The organism is Nonomuraea sp. NPDC049378, from assembly GCF_055586745.1.
The window spans coordinates 200625-215499 of sequence record NZ_JBVJHP010000014.1; the positions used below are offsets into that span (position 1 = coordinate 200625).

Genomic DNA, 14875 nt, shown 5'->3' on the forward strand with positions numbered 1-14875 from the left:
GCCGCGCCCGCGCACATAGGGTGTCGGTGTGGAACAGGCATCTCTCGAGTTGACGGTAGGTCCGGTCGCCCATGGCGGCTGGTGCGTGGCACGCCACGAAGGGCGCGTGGTCTTCGTCCGCCACGCCTTGCCCGGCGAGCGGGTGATCGCCGACGTCACCGAGGAGACCACCCGGTTCCTGCGGGCCGACGCCGTGGAGATCCTCGAGCCGTCGCCCGACCGCGTCGTCCCGCCCTGCCCCTACGCCGGTCCGGGGCGCTGCGGCGGCTGCGACTGGCAGCACGCCACGCCCGAGGCGCAGCGGCGGCTCAAGGCGCAGGTCGTGACCGAGCAACTGGAGCGGCTGGCGGGCATCCGGCGCGAGGTCGTGGTGGAGGAGGTGCCGGGGGCCGAAGACGGTCTCGGCTGGCGCACGCGGGTGCAGTTCGCCGCGCTGCCCTCCGGCGAGCTGGGCTTCCGCCGCCACCGCTCCCACCAGATCGAGGTCGTCGACGCCTGCCTGATCGCCCACCCCGAGGTCGAGGCGGTCGCCGCCGAGGAGCACACCTGGCCTGGCGCGTCGAGCATCGAGGTCATCGCCTCGTCCGGCGGCGACCGGGCCGTGGTCGTCACGCCCAGGCCCCGGCGCAGCGTCACGGTGCCCGACCTCGAAGCGCCCGCCTCCGTCCTGCTCGACCAGGGCAAGGGCCGCACGGTGCCGCGGCGCGGTTCAGGCGTGCTGCACGAGCGGGCGGGCGAGCGCCGGTTCCGGGTGGCGGGCAGCGGCTTCTGGCAGGTGCACCCCGGGGCCGCCGAGACGCTGCTGGACGCGGTGCTGGCGTACGCCGCCCCCGAACCGGGGGAGTGGGCGCTCGACCTCTACTGCGGCGTGGGCCTGTTCGCGGCCGGCCTGGCGGAGGCCGTGGGGCCCGAGGGCGCGGTGTTCGGGGTGGAGTCGGAGGAGTCCGCGGTCCGTGACGCCCGCGCCAACCTCCGCGACCTGCCGCAGGCGCGGGTGGAGAGGGGGCGCGTCGAGGACGCCCTCGACCGGCACCAGATCGAGCGGGCCGACCTCGTCGTGGTCGACCCGCCGAGGGCGGGGCTGGGGCGCGAGGTGGTGACGCGCATCGCGTCGCTGGACGCCCTGCGGATCGTGTACGTGTCGTGCGACCCGGCCACCCTCGCCCGCGACCTGGCCTGGCTGGCGGAGCGCGGCTACACCCTGTCGGAGCTGCGGGCGTTCGACGCGTTCCCGATGACCCATCACGTGGAGTGCGTCGCGCTGCTCGTCCGGGCGTAGACCGGGCCCTGCTTGGACCGGGCGGCCCTGCGTAGACCGGGTGGTGTGCGCGGGCCGGGTGGTGCCGTGGCGGGCGGACCTCAGAGCCAGCCCATGCGCTGCGCCGTGCGGATGGCCTCCAGGCGGTTCTGCGCGTTGAGCTTGGTCATGGCGCTGGACAGATAGTTGCGTACGGTGCCCTCGGTCAGGTGCAGCTCTCCGGCGATCCTCGAGATCGTGGCCCCGTCGCCGGCCAGGCGGAGCGCGTCGCGCTCGCGCTCGGTCAGCGGGCTGTCGCCGGCGGCCATCGCAGCGGCGGCCAGTTCGGCGTCGAGGTAGCGCCCGCCCGACTGGACCTTGCGGATGGCCATCGCCAGCTCCTCCGCGGAGGCGTCCTTGCCGAGGAAGCCGCTCACGCCCGCCGCCATGGCCCGGCGCAGGTAGCCGGGACGGCCCAGGCTGGTCAGGATGACGATCTTGCATTGGGAGCTGATCTGCTCGGCCGCGCTCAGGCCGTCCATGCCCGGCATCTCGATGTCGAGGACGGCCACGTCGGGCCGGTGCTCGGCCACCGCGGGCACGACCTCGTCGCCCCGGCCCACCTGGGCCACGACCTCGATGCCGTCCTCCAGGTCGAGCAGGGCCGCGATGGCGCCCCTGACGAGGTGCTCGTCGTCGGCGAGCAGCACGCGTGTGGTCATGCGGGCACCGCCGCGCGCAGGAGGTAGCGGCCCTCGCGGGTCGGCTCGGCCTCCAGGATGCCGCCCGCCGCACGCACGCGCTGGGCCAGCCCCGCCAGGCCGTTCGGCGCGTGCTCGCCCACCGGCCCGTTCACCCCGTCGTTGGACATCTCCAGCACTCCGTCCTGGATCGTGATCGTGCAGCGTTCGGCCTTGCTGTGCTTGAGCACGTTCGTCGCGCCCTCGCGCACGACCGTGGCCAGCAGCGTGCGCGTCTCGGGCGACAGCGAGGCGGTCTCCGCGCGCACGGTGCAGCGCACGTTCGCCGCCTCCAGCACCGCCCGGACGCTGGCGAGGACCTCGTCGAGATCGATCGCCCGGTAGTTCTGGACGACGTTGCGCACCTCGCGCAGCGACTGCCTGGCCAGGTCGCGCACCTCGAACATCTCGGCCGCCGCCGCCTCCTGCCCGGAGCGCAGGGTCTGCTCGGCGCGGGCGGTCCTGGACGCGATGTCGGTGAGGCTCTGCCCGAGCAGGTCGTTGAGGTCGCGGGCGAAGCGCAGCCGCTCCTCCGACACCGCCAGCCTGGACAGCGCCTCCTGCCCTTCGTGCGCCTCCTTGGTCAGGTGCCAGAGCCGCAGGTTGGCCCACACCGCGCCGACGGTGATGGTGGTCATCACCGTCTGTACGAGCACCAGCTCGGGAGCGAAGGAGCTGACCAGCGTCACGTACACGTTGATGACCACGATCGACGCGACCGACAGGGCGATGACGGTCGTTCTCCGGGCGAACGCCGTGATCAGCCCCAGCCACACCGGGATCACCCAGATGAGCGGGAACACGGCCAGGAGGAGGACGATCACCCCGGTGACCGCGAGGATCGCCGTGGGCCGTTTCCCGCCCCTGACGGCGATCCTGAACGGCCGCGTGCTCAGCACGGCGAAGACCAGCAGCAACGCCGCGGCGGTCGCGACCACCGGCCAGGGCATGCCCAGCTGCCAGCGGACGTACAGGTCGAAGAATCCGACGGTGGACAGCAGCAGGAGAAGGTCCGCGGACCAGACGATCAGCCAGCGGGCCTTGTCGAACTTCGTCGCGTTCCGTACGCGGGAGATCAGCCTCACGGCGGCACCCCCGCGCGCAGCAGGAACTCGCCCGACCTGGTGGGCGCCGCGGAGAACGAGCCGCCCGCAGCGACCAGCCGCTCCGACAGCCCGCGCAGGCCGTTGCCGGGCGTGCCCGGCTGCCCGTTCACGCCGTCGTTGACCATTTCGAGCACGCCCCCGTCGATGGTGATGGCGCAGCGGGTGGCCCTGCTGTGCTTGAGCACGTTGGTGCCGCCCTCGCGCACCGCCCACGCCAGCAGCGTCCGCGACTCCGGCGGCAGCCCGTCGGCCCTGGCCTCGATCACGCAGCGGGCGCCCGTGGCCTCCAGCGCGACGCGTACGCCGTCGAGCTCCTCCTCCAGGTCGAGCATCTGGTAGCCGTGAACGGCCTGCTGCACCTCGGCCAGCGACTCGCCGGCCAGCTCGCGTACGGCGGCCATCTCGGCGGCCGCCCTCGCGGTGTCCTTGGTGGCCAGCTTGGCGGCCAGCTCGCTCTTCAGCGTGATCACCGCGAGGCTGTGGCCGAGCAGGTCGTGCAGGTCACGGGCGAAGCGCAGCCGCTCCTCCGCGACGGCCAATCTGGCCTTCGCCTCCCGGCTCTTGTGCGCGTCCCTGATCATCCACCAGAGCCAGCGCCACAGCAGCATGGCTCCGATCATGACGACGGCCGCGGCCGACTCGCTGAGCAGCACGCTCGGCCACGTCTGGCCGCTCACGCGGACGACGAACACGGTGGACAGGGCGATCGTGACCGCGGTCAGGCAGGCCGTCGCCCGCAGCGACAGGTAGAGGGCGGCGGCCGACAACCACAGAGGGATGCTCTCCCAGCGCAGGCCGGCGATGTTGCCGCTGTGCGGCATGAGCAGCAGCACGCCCGCCGCCAGGACCGCCGCGAGCGCGAGTTTCGGCGTGGGCTTCGGCTGGTGGTCGAAGGCCTGCCTGAGGAGGAAGGGGTAGAGCCCGAAGAAGCCGAGCAGGCACGCGAGGACGGCCGCCGTGCGGGGTGCGGAGATCGTGCCGGCCGCCATTTCCGCGACGGTGACCCCGGCGAACATCAGGGCCATGAGGGCCGTCGCGGCGTCCATCCAGTAGATGAGGAGCTTTCTGGCCGTGTCGGGACGTGCCACCATCACGCCCTCCCATGCCGACAGAAACCTCACCGCTCCCCGGAATCCTATATTCAGGACAGCGCCCGCCAGAGAATCCGTGAGACGCCCTGCGGTGGATCGGCTCCACGCAGCGACAGCCAGGCCAGCCGGTGGCGGGTGGCGTACGCGGCCAGCGTGCGCGCGTCCGACGCGCCCAGATCGGAGCCGCCGGCCAGCACCGGGGTCAGCGCGATGCGCTCCCACGCCTCTTCGGGATCGTCCAGGCCCTGCGCCCGCGCGACCTGGGCGCGGGCCGCCCGCACGGCCGTCGCCACCCTGCCCAGCCGGCTGCGGTGTGCCGTGCGCGGCCCGAGAGCGGCCAGCAGGTTGACGGTCTCGATGTCCGCGCCCGCCCGGCGGGTGGTCCGCAACATCGCCGCGTCGGCCGGGCTCAGCCCGCCGGGTCTCAACGGCAGGGTGAAGCTCACGCGCAGGTCGCGCTCCTGCTGCAGGGCGTGGATGGCGCGCGCCCTGCGCAGCACGGCGGTCCTGTCGGCGCTGTCGCGGACCTCGAAGTCGATGGCGGTGGCGCCGTAGGCTCCGACGATCCGGCGGTAGGCGGTGGCGAGCTCGCCGGGCCGGGTGCACGTCGTGGCCAGCGCGCGCCCGCCCCGCCCGCCGAACACGAGTACGGCGTCGCCGCCCAGCGCCCTGAGCCGGCCGATCGGCTCGCCGGGAGCGGGGGAGCCCGTCCAGGCCGGCACGCAGCCGTCGCCGCCCGCGACGAGGTGGCCGAGCGCGTACCGGCGGACGCCGGTGCGGCGGTACCGCGCGGGGAGGTCGAACGCGGGCTCGCGGGCGGAGTCGACGAACGCCACGTACGCCGTCGGCGGAGGCTCCTCGGAGACCACGGGCGAGAGCGAAGGCGAGGGCCGCGCGAGCGGTGGGGGCGCCGCCGGCGCAGGCCGGCCGTCCGCCGGGAGCAGGCGGATCGCCGTGCCGGTGCCCGCGACGAGCGCGAGCGCGCCCAGGATCGCCAGAGGACGTGGGAGCAGGCCGGGCTCCCTGGTGTGCCGCGGCATAGGCCACCCCGTGTGTTCGGTCGGCTACGTACAGCGCTGGCTGGTGCACGCTACCAACCGCGGGCGGCACGGCGCGGCCCTTTGCAGGTTCGCGTCCGTTGTGTGCGGATAATGTGGGCATGAAGCTGCGGATCTTCACTGAGCCCCAGCAGGGCGCGACATATGACGACCTGCTCTCCGTCGCACAGGCTGCCGAACGCCTGGGTTTCGACGCTTTCTTCCGGTCTGACCACTACCAGCGCATCGGCGCCGGCGACCCGGGCCCCGGCTCGACCGACGCCTGGATCACGCTTGCCGGCCTGGCCAGGGAGACCTCAAGGATCCGGCTGGGCACGCTGGTGAGCCCGGCCACGTTCCGGCTGCCGGGGCCGCTGGCGATCAGCGTGGCCCAGGTCGACCAGATGAGCGGCGGCCGGGCCGAGCTGGGCTTCGGCACCGGCTGGTACGACGGAGAGCACGCCGCGTACGGAATCCCCTTCCCGCCGACGGGCGAGCGTTTCGCGCGCTTCGAGGAGCAGCTCGAGATCATCACGGGCCTGTGGACGGCGGAGAAGGGCTACTCCTTCGAGGGCAGCTACTACCGGCTCGCCGACTCGCCCGCCCTGCCCAAGCCCGTCCAGCGGCCCAGGCCGCCGGTCATCATCGGCGGGTTCGGCGCGAAGCGCACGCCCCGGCTGGCGGCGACGTACGCGGACGAGTACAACGTGCCGTTCCGCACCCTGCCGGAGGTCGGGGAGGCCTTCGGCCGGGTGCGCGCGGCGTGCGAGAGCACCGGGCGCACCGTGCTGCTGTCGACGGCGCACACCACGGTCGTGGGAGCCGACCGGGCGGAGGTCGAGCGGCGTGCGGCGGCCGTCGGCGAGAACCCGGACACCCTGCGCGAGCGGGGCCTGGCCGGCACGCCCGCCGAGGTGACCGAGAAGCTCGCCGAGCTCGCCGAGCTCGGCGCGGAGCATGTCTACCTGCAGATCCTCGACCTGGCCGACCTGGAACACCTGGAGCTGATCGCCGCCGAGGTGCTTCCGCACGTGGCGTAATCGATTGGCGGCGCTTCGCGTGTTTACGGCACACTTGTGCGGGTGCTGTTGACGATCACGACCACCGCGCGGCCCGCCACCGATCTCGGCTTTCTCCTGCACAAGCATCCCGAGCGTGTGCAGGAGTTCGGCCAGTCGTTCGGCACGGCCACGGTGTTCTACCCCGAGGCCGGCGACGAGCGCTGCACGGCGGCGCTCATGCTCGAGGTCGACCCGATCGCGCTGGTCAGGTCGCGTGGCAAGGGCTCGCCCGACTTCAGCCTGTCGCAGTACGTCAACGACCGCCCCTACGCCGCCTCCTCGCTGCTGGCCGTGGCGCTGGCCGACGTGTTCCGCACCGCGCGGGCCGGCCGGTGCAGGGCCAGGCCCGAACTGCCGCGCACGCCGCTGCCGCTGGAGCTGCGGCTGCCCGCGCTGCCCTGCCGGGGCGGGCCCGACCTGGCGCGGCGGCTGTTCGAGCCGCTCGGCTGGGAGGTGGCCGCGCAGCCGATCGTGCTCGACGACGGCTTCCCTGAGTGGGGGGAGTCGCGCTACGTCCGGCTCACCCTGAGCGGGTCCGCCCGCCTGGCCGACGCCCTCAACCACCTGTACGTGCTGCTGCCGGTGCTCGACGACGGCAAGCACTACTGGATCGCGCCCGACGAGGTCGACAAGCTCATCAGGGCGGGGGAGGGATGGCTGCACGGCCACCCGGAGCGCGGCCTGATCACCCGGCGCTACCTGGGGCGGCGCTCGAAGCTGGCCCGCACCGCGCTGGCGCGCCTGGCGGAGCTGGGCGACGAGACCGAGGAGCAGCTGGAGCCCGCGGTCGAGGAGGACGCGCCCGCCGACGAGGCCGCCACGGATGCGGAGACCGCAGAGCCGGAGGCCACGGGGGCCGGCGCCACGACCGGCGAAACCGCAGAACCACCGACAGACCTCGAACCGGCACGGAACGCCGCAGCCCAGGACGCCGCAGCCCAGGACGCCGAGGCGCGCGAGGGCGCGGGCGGTGGCGCGCCCAAGGGCAGGTCGCTCAGCGTGCGGCGGCGCGAGACCGTGCTCGCCAAGCTGGAACAGCTCGGCGCGGCCAGCGTGATCGACCTCGGGTGCGGTCAGGGCGAGCTGGTCGGCGCGCTGCTCGCCAGGCCCCGGTTCGCCAGGGTCGGCGGCATGGACGTCTCGTCGATGGCCCTCACCATCGCCGCCCGCAAGCTGCGTCTCGACCGCATGCCGGACACCAAGCGGGCCCGGCTCACCCTGTTCCAGGGCGCGCTCACCTACACGGACAAGCGGCTGTCCGGCTACGACGCCGCCGTGCTCATGGAGGTGATCGAGCACGTCGACCCGCCCCGGCTGGCCGCGCTCGAACGGGTCGTGTTCGCCCACGCCAGACCCGGGCACGTGCTCGTCACCACGCCCAACATCGAGCACAACGTCCGCTACGAGTTCCTGACCGGGCTGCGCCACCCCGACCACCGTTTCGAGTGGACCCGCGCCGAGTTCGCCGCCTGGGCCACCCGGGTGGCCGGGCAGCACGGCTACCAGGTGGCGTTCGAACCGGTCGGCGACGACGACCCCGAGGCCGGCCCGCCCACCCAGATGGGAGTGTTCACCCGTGATCAGCGTTCCTGAGCTCTCCCTCGTGGTGCTCGTCGGGGTCTCCGGCAGCGGCAAGTCCACGTTCGCGGCCCGGCACTTCGGGCCCACGCAGGTCATCTCCTCCGACTTCTGCCGGGGCCTGGTCTCCGACGACGAGAACGACCAGTCGGCCACGTCGGCGGCGTTCGACCTGCTGCACCACATCGTCGGCGTGCGCCTGGCCAGGGGGCTGCTCACCGTCGTCGACGCCACCAACGTCCAGTACGCCGCCCGCAAGAGCCTCATCGACCTCGCCAGGAAGCACGACGTGCTGGCCGACGCGATCGTGCTCGACGTGCCGGAGGAGGTGGCGATCGAGCGCAACGCCGCCCGCCCCGACCGCGACTTCGGCCCCGGCGTGGTGATCAGGCAGCGCAAGGACCTGCGCCGCTCCCTCGGCAAGATCTCGCGCGACGGCTTCAGGAAGGTCCACGTGCTGCGGGGCCTGGACGAGATCGACGCCGCCACGGTCGGCTACGAGAAGGCGTGGTCGGACAAGACGGAGCTGACCGGGCCGTTCGACATCATCGGCGACGTCCACGGCTGCCGTTCGGAGCTGGAGACCCTGCTCGGGAAGCTCGGCTGGCAGCGCGGCCCGCGGGGGCACACGCACCCGGAGGGCCGTACCGCGGTGTTCGTCGGCGACCTGGTGGACCGCGGGCCCGACACGCCGGGCGTGCTGCGCCTGGTCATGGACATGGTCGAGGCCGGCACGGCGGTCTGCGTGATGGGCAACCACGAGCAGAAGCTGGTGCGCGCGCTCAACGGACGCAAGGTCAGGGTCGCGCACGGCCTGCAGGAGTCGCTCGACCAGCTCGCCGCGCAGCCGCCCGGGTTCGCCGAGCGGGCCAGGACGTTCATGGACGGCCTGCTCAGCCACTACCGCCTCGACGGCGGCCGGCTCGTCGTCGCGCACGCGGGGCTGAAGGAGGCCTACCACGGCCGCGCCTCGGGCCGGGTGCGCGCGTTCGCCCTGTACGGCGACACGACCGGCGAGACCGACGAGTACGGCCTGCCGGTCCGCTACCCGTGGGCCGACGAGTACCGGGGCCGGGCCATGGTCGTCTACGGTCACACGCCCACGGTCGCCCCCGAGTGGGTGAACAACACGATCTGCCTCGACACGGGCTGCGTGTTCGGCGGCCACCTGACCGCGCTGCGCTATCCGGAGCGCGAACTCGTCCAGGTTCCCGCCGAGAAGGTGTGGTACGAGCCGGCGAAGCCGCTCGGCGCCGCCCAGGTGCGCGATCCCGGCATGCTCGACATCAACGATGTGATCGGCACCCGGCACGTCGAGACCAGGTTCGGCGCCCGCGTCAAGGTCATGGAGGAGAACGCGGCCGCCGCGCTGGAGGTCATGAGCCGGTTCGCGGTCGATCCGCGCTGGCTGGTCTACCTGCCGCCCACCATGGCGCCGCCGGAGACCTCCACGCTCGACGGCTACCTGGAGCACCCGCACGAGGCGTTCGAGGAGTTCGCCGCCGCCGGGGTGCGCGAGGTGGTGTGCGAGGAGAAGCACATGGGCTCGCGGGCCGTCGCCGTGCTGGCCAGGACGCCGGAGGTGGCCGCCGCCCGGTTCGGCGTGAGCGACGGCGGCGCGGGCGCGGTGTTCACGCGCACCGGGCGGCCGTTCTTCGCCGACACCGCGCCCCTGGTGGCACGGCTGCGCGAGGCCTGCGAGCCGCTCTGGGCGGAGCTGGGCTCCGACTGGGTGGTGCTCGACTGCGAGCTGCTGCCCTGGTCGGCGAAGGCGGGTGAGCTGATCAGGTCGCAGTACGCCTCCGTCGGGGCGGCCGCCCGCGCCGCGCTGCCCGAGGCGATCGCGGCCCTGGAGGCGGCGGCCGGTCGCGGGCTGGAGGTCGGCGACCTGCTCGGCCGCACCCGGCGCCGCTCCGGCAACGCCGCCCTGTTCCGCGACGCGTACGCGCGGTACTGCTGGCCCGTCGACGGGCTGGAGGGGATCCGGGTGGCGCCGTTCCAGATCCTGGCCTGCGAGGGGAGGGCCACGGCGCTGGAGCCGCACGCCTGGCACCTGTCCACGTTGGGGCTGCTGGAATCCCCGCTGATCGCCAGGACCGAGCACGTCTTCGTGACGCTCGGCTCGCCCGGGTCCAGGGCCGCGGCCACCGCCTGGTGGGAGTCGATGACGGCGGCGGGCGGCGAGGGCATGGTGGTCAAGCCGGCCGCCTACGCGCCGGGCCGCGTGCAGCCGGGGGTCAAGGTGCGGGGGCGCGAATACCTGCGGATCATCTACGGCCCCGACTACACCGAGTCGCTCGACGTGCTGCGCAGGCGCTTCCTCGGCAAGAAGCGCTCGCTGGCGCTGCGCGAGTACGCGCTGGGGCTGGAGGCGCTGTCGCGGCTGGCCGACGGCGAGCCGGGATGGCGCGTCCACGAGCCGGTCTTCGCGGTGCTGGCCCTCGAGTCGGAGCCGGTCGACCCCCGCCTGTGACGGGCATACGTGCGTGATCCGCGGGTAGTTCCCCGGCCTGGGGGAAGGACCTGCATGGCTACTCAGCACACCCATAAAGAGCACTTGAGTCACGTCGTGTTCATCACGGCGGCGGCGGCTGTCGGCGGGTTCCTGTTCGGCTACGACAGCTCCGTCATCAACGGCGCGGTCGTCGGGATCCAGAACCACTTCCGCGTGGGGCCGGTGGTGATCGGGTTCGTGGTGGCGATCGCGTTGCTCGGGTCCGCCCTGGGAGCCTGGATGGGCGGCCGGCTGGCCGACCGGCTGGGCCGCACCCGGTCCATGCAGGTGGCGGCGGCGCTGTTCGCGGTCAGCTCGATCGGGCAGATGTTGCCGTTCGCCGTCTGGGATCTGGGGTTCTGGCGGGTGGTCGCGGGTTTCGCCATCGGCATGGCGTCGGTGCTCGGGCCCGCCTACATCGCCGAGGTGGCGCCGCCCGCCTACCGGGGGCGGCTGGGCTCGTTCCAGCAGCTGGCCATCGTGCTCGGCATCGCGGTCTCCCAGCTGGTCAACTATGTGATCGCCAGCATCGCCGGTGGCAACGTCAACTATCACCTGGGGCCGCTGCAGGCCTGGCAGTGGATGCTCGGGGCGTGCGTCGTGCCCGCCCTGCTCTATCTGCTGTTCGCCTCGGTCATCCCGGAGTCCCCGCGTTACCTGATCATGTCGGGGCGGAGCAGGAAGGCCCGCGAGGTGCTGGCCGAGGTCGAGGGCGAGGACATCGACCTCGACGCACGGGTGGCGGAGATCCAGCACGTGCTGCGCACCGAGAAGGTGCCGGGGCTGAAGGACCTGCGCGGCCCCGCGCTCGGGTTGCTGCCGATCGTCTGGATCGGCATCGTCCTGTCGGCCTTCCAGCAACTCGTCGGCATCAATGTGATCTTCTACTACTCGTCCGTGTTGTGGCAGTCGGTCGGCATCAACCAGGCCGACTCGTTGCTGATCAGCTTCTCCAGCTCGATCATCAACATCATCGGCACGTTCATCGCCATCTCGCTGGTGGACAAGATCGGCCGGCGGCCACTGCTCATGATCGGGTCGGCCGGGATGGCGGTCTCGCTGGCCACCGCGGCGTGGGCGTTCAGCGCGGCGCGGATGGTGGAGGGGACGGTGTCCCTGCCCAACCCGCAAGGGGCGATCGCGCTCGTGGCGGCGAACGTGTTCGTGTTGTTCTTCGCGCTGTCCTGGGGTGTGGTGGTCTGGGTGCTGCTCGGCGAGATGTTCCCCAACCGCCTCCGCGCCGCCGCCCTGGGCGTCGCAGCGGGGGCGCAGTGGATCGCCAACTGGCTGATCACGGTGTCGTTCCCGGCGCTGTCGGAGTGGAACCTGTCGCTCACGTACGCCGCGTACGCGGGCTTCGCCGTCCTTTCCTTCCTGTTCGTCGCCAAGTGGGTCAGGGAGACCAAGGGGCGCAAGCTTGAGGAGATGGGCTGAGACGGCCGGGGGGGGGGGGGGGGGGGGGCGCCCCCCCCCCCCCCCCCCCCCCCCCCACCCCCCCCCCCCCCCCCCCCCCCGCGACCCCCCCCCCCCCCCCCCCCCCCCCCCCCCCCCCCCCCCCCCCCCCCACCCCCCCACCCCCCCCCCCCCCCCCCCCCCCCCCCCCCCCGCCCCGCGTGCCGGCTCCGCACCATGAGCCGCACGGGGTGCGGCCGCCGAGATGGCCGCCGGGGCCGCCAGAGGGCCGCCAGGGGCCGCCGTCAGCCTCGCAGGCGCGCCAGCGCGGCGCGCAGGCGCTCCTGGCTGCGCGCGCGGCCGAGCACCTCGATCGACTCGAACAGCGGCAGGCCCACCGTCCGGCCCGTGATCGCCACGCGCACGGGAGCCTGGGCCTTGCCCAGCTTGAGCCCGACGGCCGCGCCGACCTCCTCCAGCGCCTGCTTCAGCGACTCAGGGTCCCAGCTCACCGAGTCGAGGCGGTCGAGGTAGCCGGTGAGGATCTCCAGCGGGGAGTTCTTCATCGCCTTGTCCCAGGACGCCTGGTCGAAGACCGGCTCTTCGAGGAAGAGGAAGTCGACGTTCTGCCGGATCTCCGACAACACCGCGATGCGGGTCTGCGCCAGCGTGGCGACCTTGCTGAACAGCTCGCGGTCCCACGACGGGTCGAGGAAGGGCGCGCAGCGCTCCTCGAAGACCTCCAGCGGCAGCGCCCGGATGTATTCGCCGTTGAACGCCCGCAGCTTCTTCTCGTCGAAGAACGCGTTGGACGGGTTGACGTCCTCCAGCCTGAACAGCTGCACCATCTCCGACCACGGCATGATCTCGCGGTCGTCACCCGGGCCCCAGCCGAGCAGCATGAGGTAGTTGACCATGGCCTCGGCGAGGTAGCCCTCCTGGCGGTAATCCTCCAGGGCCACCTTGTCGCGGCGCTTGGAGAGCTTCTTCCGCTGCTCGTTGACGATGACCGGCAGGTGCGCCCAGACCGGCGGCGTCGCGCCGAGAGCCGGCCACAGCAGCTCCTGCCGGGCCGCGTTGGGCAGGTGCTCCTCGCCGCGGGCGACGTGGGTGATGGACTGCGTGATGTCGTCGACGGCGTTGGCCAGCACGTAGAGGGGCGAACCGTCGCTGCGCGCGATCACGAAGTCTTCCTGGGCCTTGTTGGGGAACTCGACCCTGCCCCTGACGAGGTCGTCGACCACCGTGACGCCCTCGTCGGGGGTGCGGAAGCGGACCGCGCCGGCGGACAGCCCGCGCTCGCGGCAGTGGCCGTCATAGCCCTTGTCTTGCGAGCCGGTGCGCTCCTGCACCTGCTCGCGGGTGCAGTCGCAGTAGTAGGCCTTGCCGTCGGCCAGCAGCTTGGCCACCGCCTCGCGGTGCTGCGGCTGGTTGGCCGACTGGAAGTAGGGGCCCTCGAACACCGGGTTGGTGCCGTTGATGCCGATCCAGTCGAGCGCCGCGATGATGCCCTCGGTCCACTCGGGCCGGTTGCGGGAGGCGTCGGTGTCCTCGATCCGCAGGACGAACCGCCCCTGGGAGCGTTCGGCGAGCGCCCAGTTGAACAGCGCCGCGCGGGCGCTGCCCACATGGAACATGCCGGTAGGGGAAGGGGCGAACCGCACCCGTACGTCAGTCACGGGAGACCACCTTGTTCGTGAGTGTGCCGATGCCTTCGATGCCGACGCTGACCTCGTCGCCGATCTCGAGCGGGCCGACGCCGGCCGGGGTGCCGGTCAGGATGACGTCGCCGGGGATCAGCGTCATGACCGCGCTGACGTAGGCCACCAGCGCCGGGATGTCGTGGATGAGCTGGCTGGTGCGCCCGCTCTGCCGGATCTCGCCGTTGACCGTGGTCGTCAGCGCGAGGTCGGCCGCGTCAATGTCGGTCTGGATCCACGGCCCGAGCGGGCAGAACGTGTCGAAGCCCTTGGCCCTGGTGAACTGCACGTCCTTCTTCTGCAGGTCGCGGGCAGTGACGTCGTTGGCGCAGGTGTAGCCGAAGATGACGTCCTTGACCCGCTCGACCGGCACCTCGCGGCAGAGCCGGCCGATCACCACGGCCAGCTCGCCTTCGTAGTCGACGCGGTCGGACAACGTCGTCGGGTAGGCGATGTCCTCGCCGTGGCCGATCACGGAGGTGGACGGCTTCATGAAGATGAGCGGCTCATCGGGCACCTGGTTGCCCAGCTCAGCCGCGTGCTCGGCGTAGTTTCTGCCGATGGCGACCACTTTGCTCGGCAGCATCGGGGCCAGCAGCTTCGCCTGGGACAGCGGGAACCGCTCTCCGGTGAACTGCACCTGGCCGAACGGATGGCCGGCGACCATGGAGACGAACTCCTCGCCCGGACCGCCTTCGACCACGCCGAACGACACGCCTTCGCCTGTGGAGAACCTCGCTATACGCACCTGACAAGGCTATCGCCGCCGCCGGTGGAGTCCGCCCATCCCGGCCGTCCGCCACCAGGCACAGGCCAGGATTCACCGTCAAATAAGCCAAAAGTCCGTTTTGGTACGTATCGGTCGAGCGCTGTGGGTTAGCTGCCCCTAATAGCGACACATCGGGGGCGACAGATGGACACGGTGTCAAACACAGGAACGGGTGCCGTACCACGGGCGCGTGCTCATGAGGGCGGCTCGGCCACCTCATTGGTCACGGACAAGGGCACCACGAGCATCGACGACGGGGTGGTCGCCAAGATCGCCGGACTCGCGGCGCGCGAGGTGTCCGGCGTGCACGCCATGGGCGCGGGCGCGGCGCGGGCCCTCGGCAGCATGAAGGGGATCGTCGGCGGGGACGTCAGCGTGTCCCAGGGCGTGTCGGTCGAGGTCGGCGAGCGGCAGGCCGCGGTGGACCTGGATCTGGTGGCCGAGTACGGCACCGCGATCCCGGACCTGGCCGCGGCCGTGCGGCGGAACGTGATCGCGGCGATCGAGCGGATGTGCGGGCTGGAGGTGACCGAGGTCAACATCCGTGTCGACGACGTCCACCTGCCCGGCCAGGACCGGGCCAGGGACCGGGACACCGGCGAGCAGCGGGACGCGGAGCAGGAACCCAGGGTTCAATGACCGCGCCGGAGGACGGCCCCGCGCACGGCCC

Annotated in this window: 12 protein-coding genes; 6 read left to right on the forward strand and 6 right to left on the reverse strand. The window is 72.4% G+C overall.

Annotated features, from left to right (window positions below; genetic code table 11):
• Positions 1-28: 28 nt before the first annotated feature.
• Positions 29-1279, forward strand: coding sequence for a class I SAM-dependent RNA methyltransferase (locus ACZ6SA_RS29630; protein WP_465831761.1), 1251 nt, complete (start codon positions 29-31; stop codon positions 1277-1279).
• 80 nt (positions 1280-1359) lie between these two features.
• Here ACZ6SA_RS29630 and ACZ6SA_RS29635 read toward each other — a convergent pair whose 3' ends face one another.
• Genes ACZ6SA_RS29635 through ACZ6SA_RS29650 form a run of 4 tightly spaced genes read right to left on the reverse strand, consistent with a single transcriptional unit; the run spans position 1360 to position 5214 of the window.
• Entirely contained in the window at positions 1360-1959 is a 600-nt protein-coding gene (locus ACZ6SA_RS29635; protein WP_347646817.1) for a response regulator transcription factor, read from the reverse strand.
• The gene (locus tag ACZ6SA_RS29640; protein ID WP_465831764.1) at positions 1956-3062 is read right to left on the reverse strand and encodes a sensor histidine kinase; all 1107 of its coding nucleotides are present in this window, start codon (positions 3060-3062) and stop codon (positions 1956-1958) included. The genes ACZ6SA_RS29635 and ACZ6SA_RS29640 overlap by 4 nt, the downstream gene beginning before the upstream one ends.
• Positions 3059-4174 (reverse strand): sensor histidine kinase, encoded by a 1116-nt coding sequence (locus ACZ6SA_RS29645; protein WP_465831766.1) that lies wholly within the window; start codon positions 4172-4174, stop codon positions 3059-3061. Before ACZ6SA_RS29645 ends, ACZ6SA_RS29640 begins: the two co-directional genes overlap by 4 nt.
• Before the next feature lie 50 nt (positions 4175-4224).
• A complete protein-coding gene (locus ACZ6SA_RS29650) occupies positions 4225-5214 on the reverse strand; it encodes a glycoside hydrolase family 18 protein (protein WP_465831768.1) in 990 nt (329 codons plus the stop codon).
• A 119-nt stretch (positions 5215-5333) separates the two neighbouring features.
• Between ACZ6SA_RS29650 and ACZ6SA_RS29655 the strand changes: the two genes are divergently transcribed.
• From ACZ6SA_RS29655 to ACZ6SA_RS29670, 4 genes are read left to right on the forward strand one after another with little or no spacing between them, the layout of a single operon-like run.
• Positions 5334-6251, forward strand: coding sequence for an LLM class F420-dependent oxidoreductase (locus ACZ6SA_RS29655; RefSeq protein ID WP_347646813.1), 918 nt, complete (start codon positions 5334-5336; stop codon positions 6249-6251).
• 42 nt (positions 6252-6293) lie between these two features.
• The gene (locus ACZ6SA_RS29660) at positions 6294-7865 is read left to right on the forward strand and encodes a 3' terminal RNA ribose 2'-O-methyltransferase Hen1 (RefSeq protein ID WP_465831770.1); all 1572 of its coding nucleotides are present in this window, start codon (positions 6294-6296) and stop codon (positions 7863-7865) included.
• A complete protein-coding gene (locus tag ACZ6SA_RS29665; RefSeq protein ID WP_465831772.1) occupies positions 7849-10323 on the forward strand; it encodes a polynucleotide kinase-phosphatase in 2475 nt (824 codons plus the stop codon). Before ACZ6SA_RS29660 ends, ACZ6SA_RS29665 begins: the two co-directional genes overlap by 17 nt.
• 54 nt (positions 10324-10377) lie before the next feature.
• Positions 10378-11778, forward strand: coding sequence for a sugar porter family MFS transporter (locus ACZ6SA_RS29670; protein WP_347646810.1), 1401 nt, complete (start codon positions 10378-10380; stop codon positions 11776-11778).
• Positions 11779-12041: 263 nt separating this feature from the next.
• Here ACZ6SA_RS29670 and gltX read toward each other — a convergent pair whose 3' ends face one another.
• Both gltX and ACZ6SA_RS29680 read right to left on the reverse strand, forming a co-directional pair.
• A complete protein-coding gene (gene gltX / locus ACZ6SA_RS29675) occupies positions 12042-13415 on the reverse strand; it encodes a glutamate--tRNA ligase (RefSeq protein WP_347645327.1) in 1374 nt (457 codons plus the stop codon).
• Entirely contained in the window at positions 13408-14184 is a 777-nt protein-coding gene (locus tag ACZ6SA_RS29680; RefSeq protein ID WP_347645329.1) for a fumarylacetoacetate hydrolase family protein, read from the reverse strand. Before ACZ6SA_RS29680 ends, gltX begins: the two co-directional genes overlap by 8 nt.
• A 165-nt stretch (positions 14185-14349) precedes the next feature.
• On the opposite strand from ACZ6SA_RS29680, the gene ACZ6SA_RS29685 reads away from it, so the two are divergent.
• The gene (locus tag ACZ6SA_RS29685) at positions 14350-14844 is read left to right on the forward strand and encodes an Asp23/Gls24 family envelope stress response protein (RefSeq protein WP_443154793.1); all 495 of its coding nucleotides are present in this window, start codon (positions 14350-14352) and stop codon (positions 14842-14844) included.
• Positions 14845-14875 lie beyond the last annotated feature (31 nt).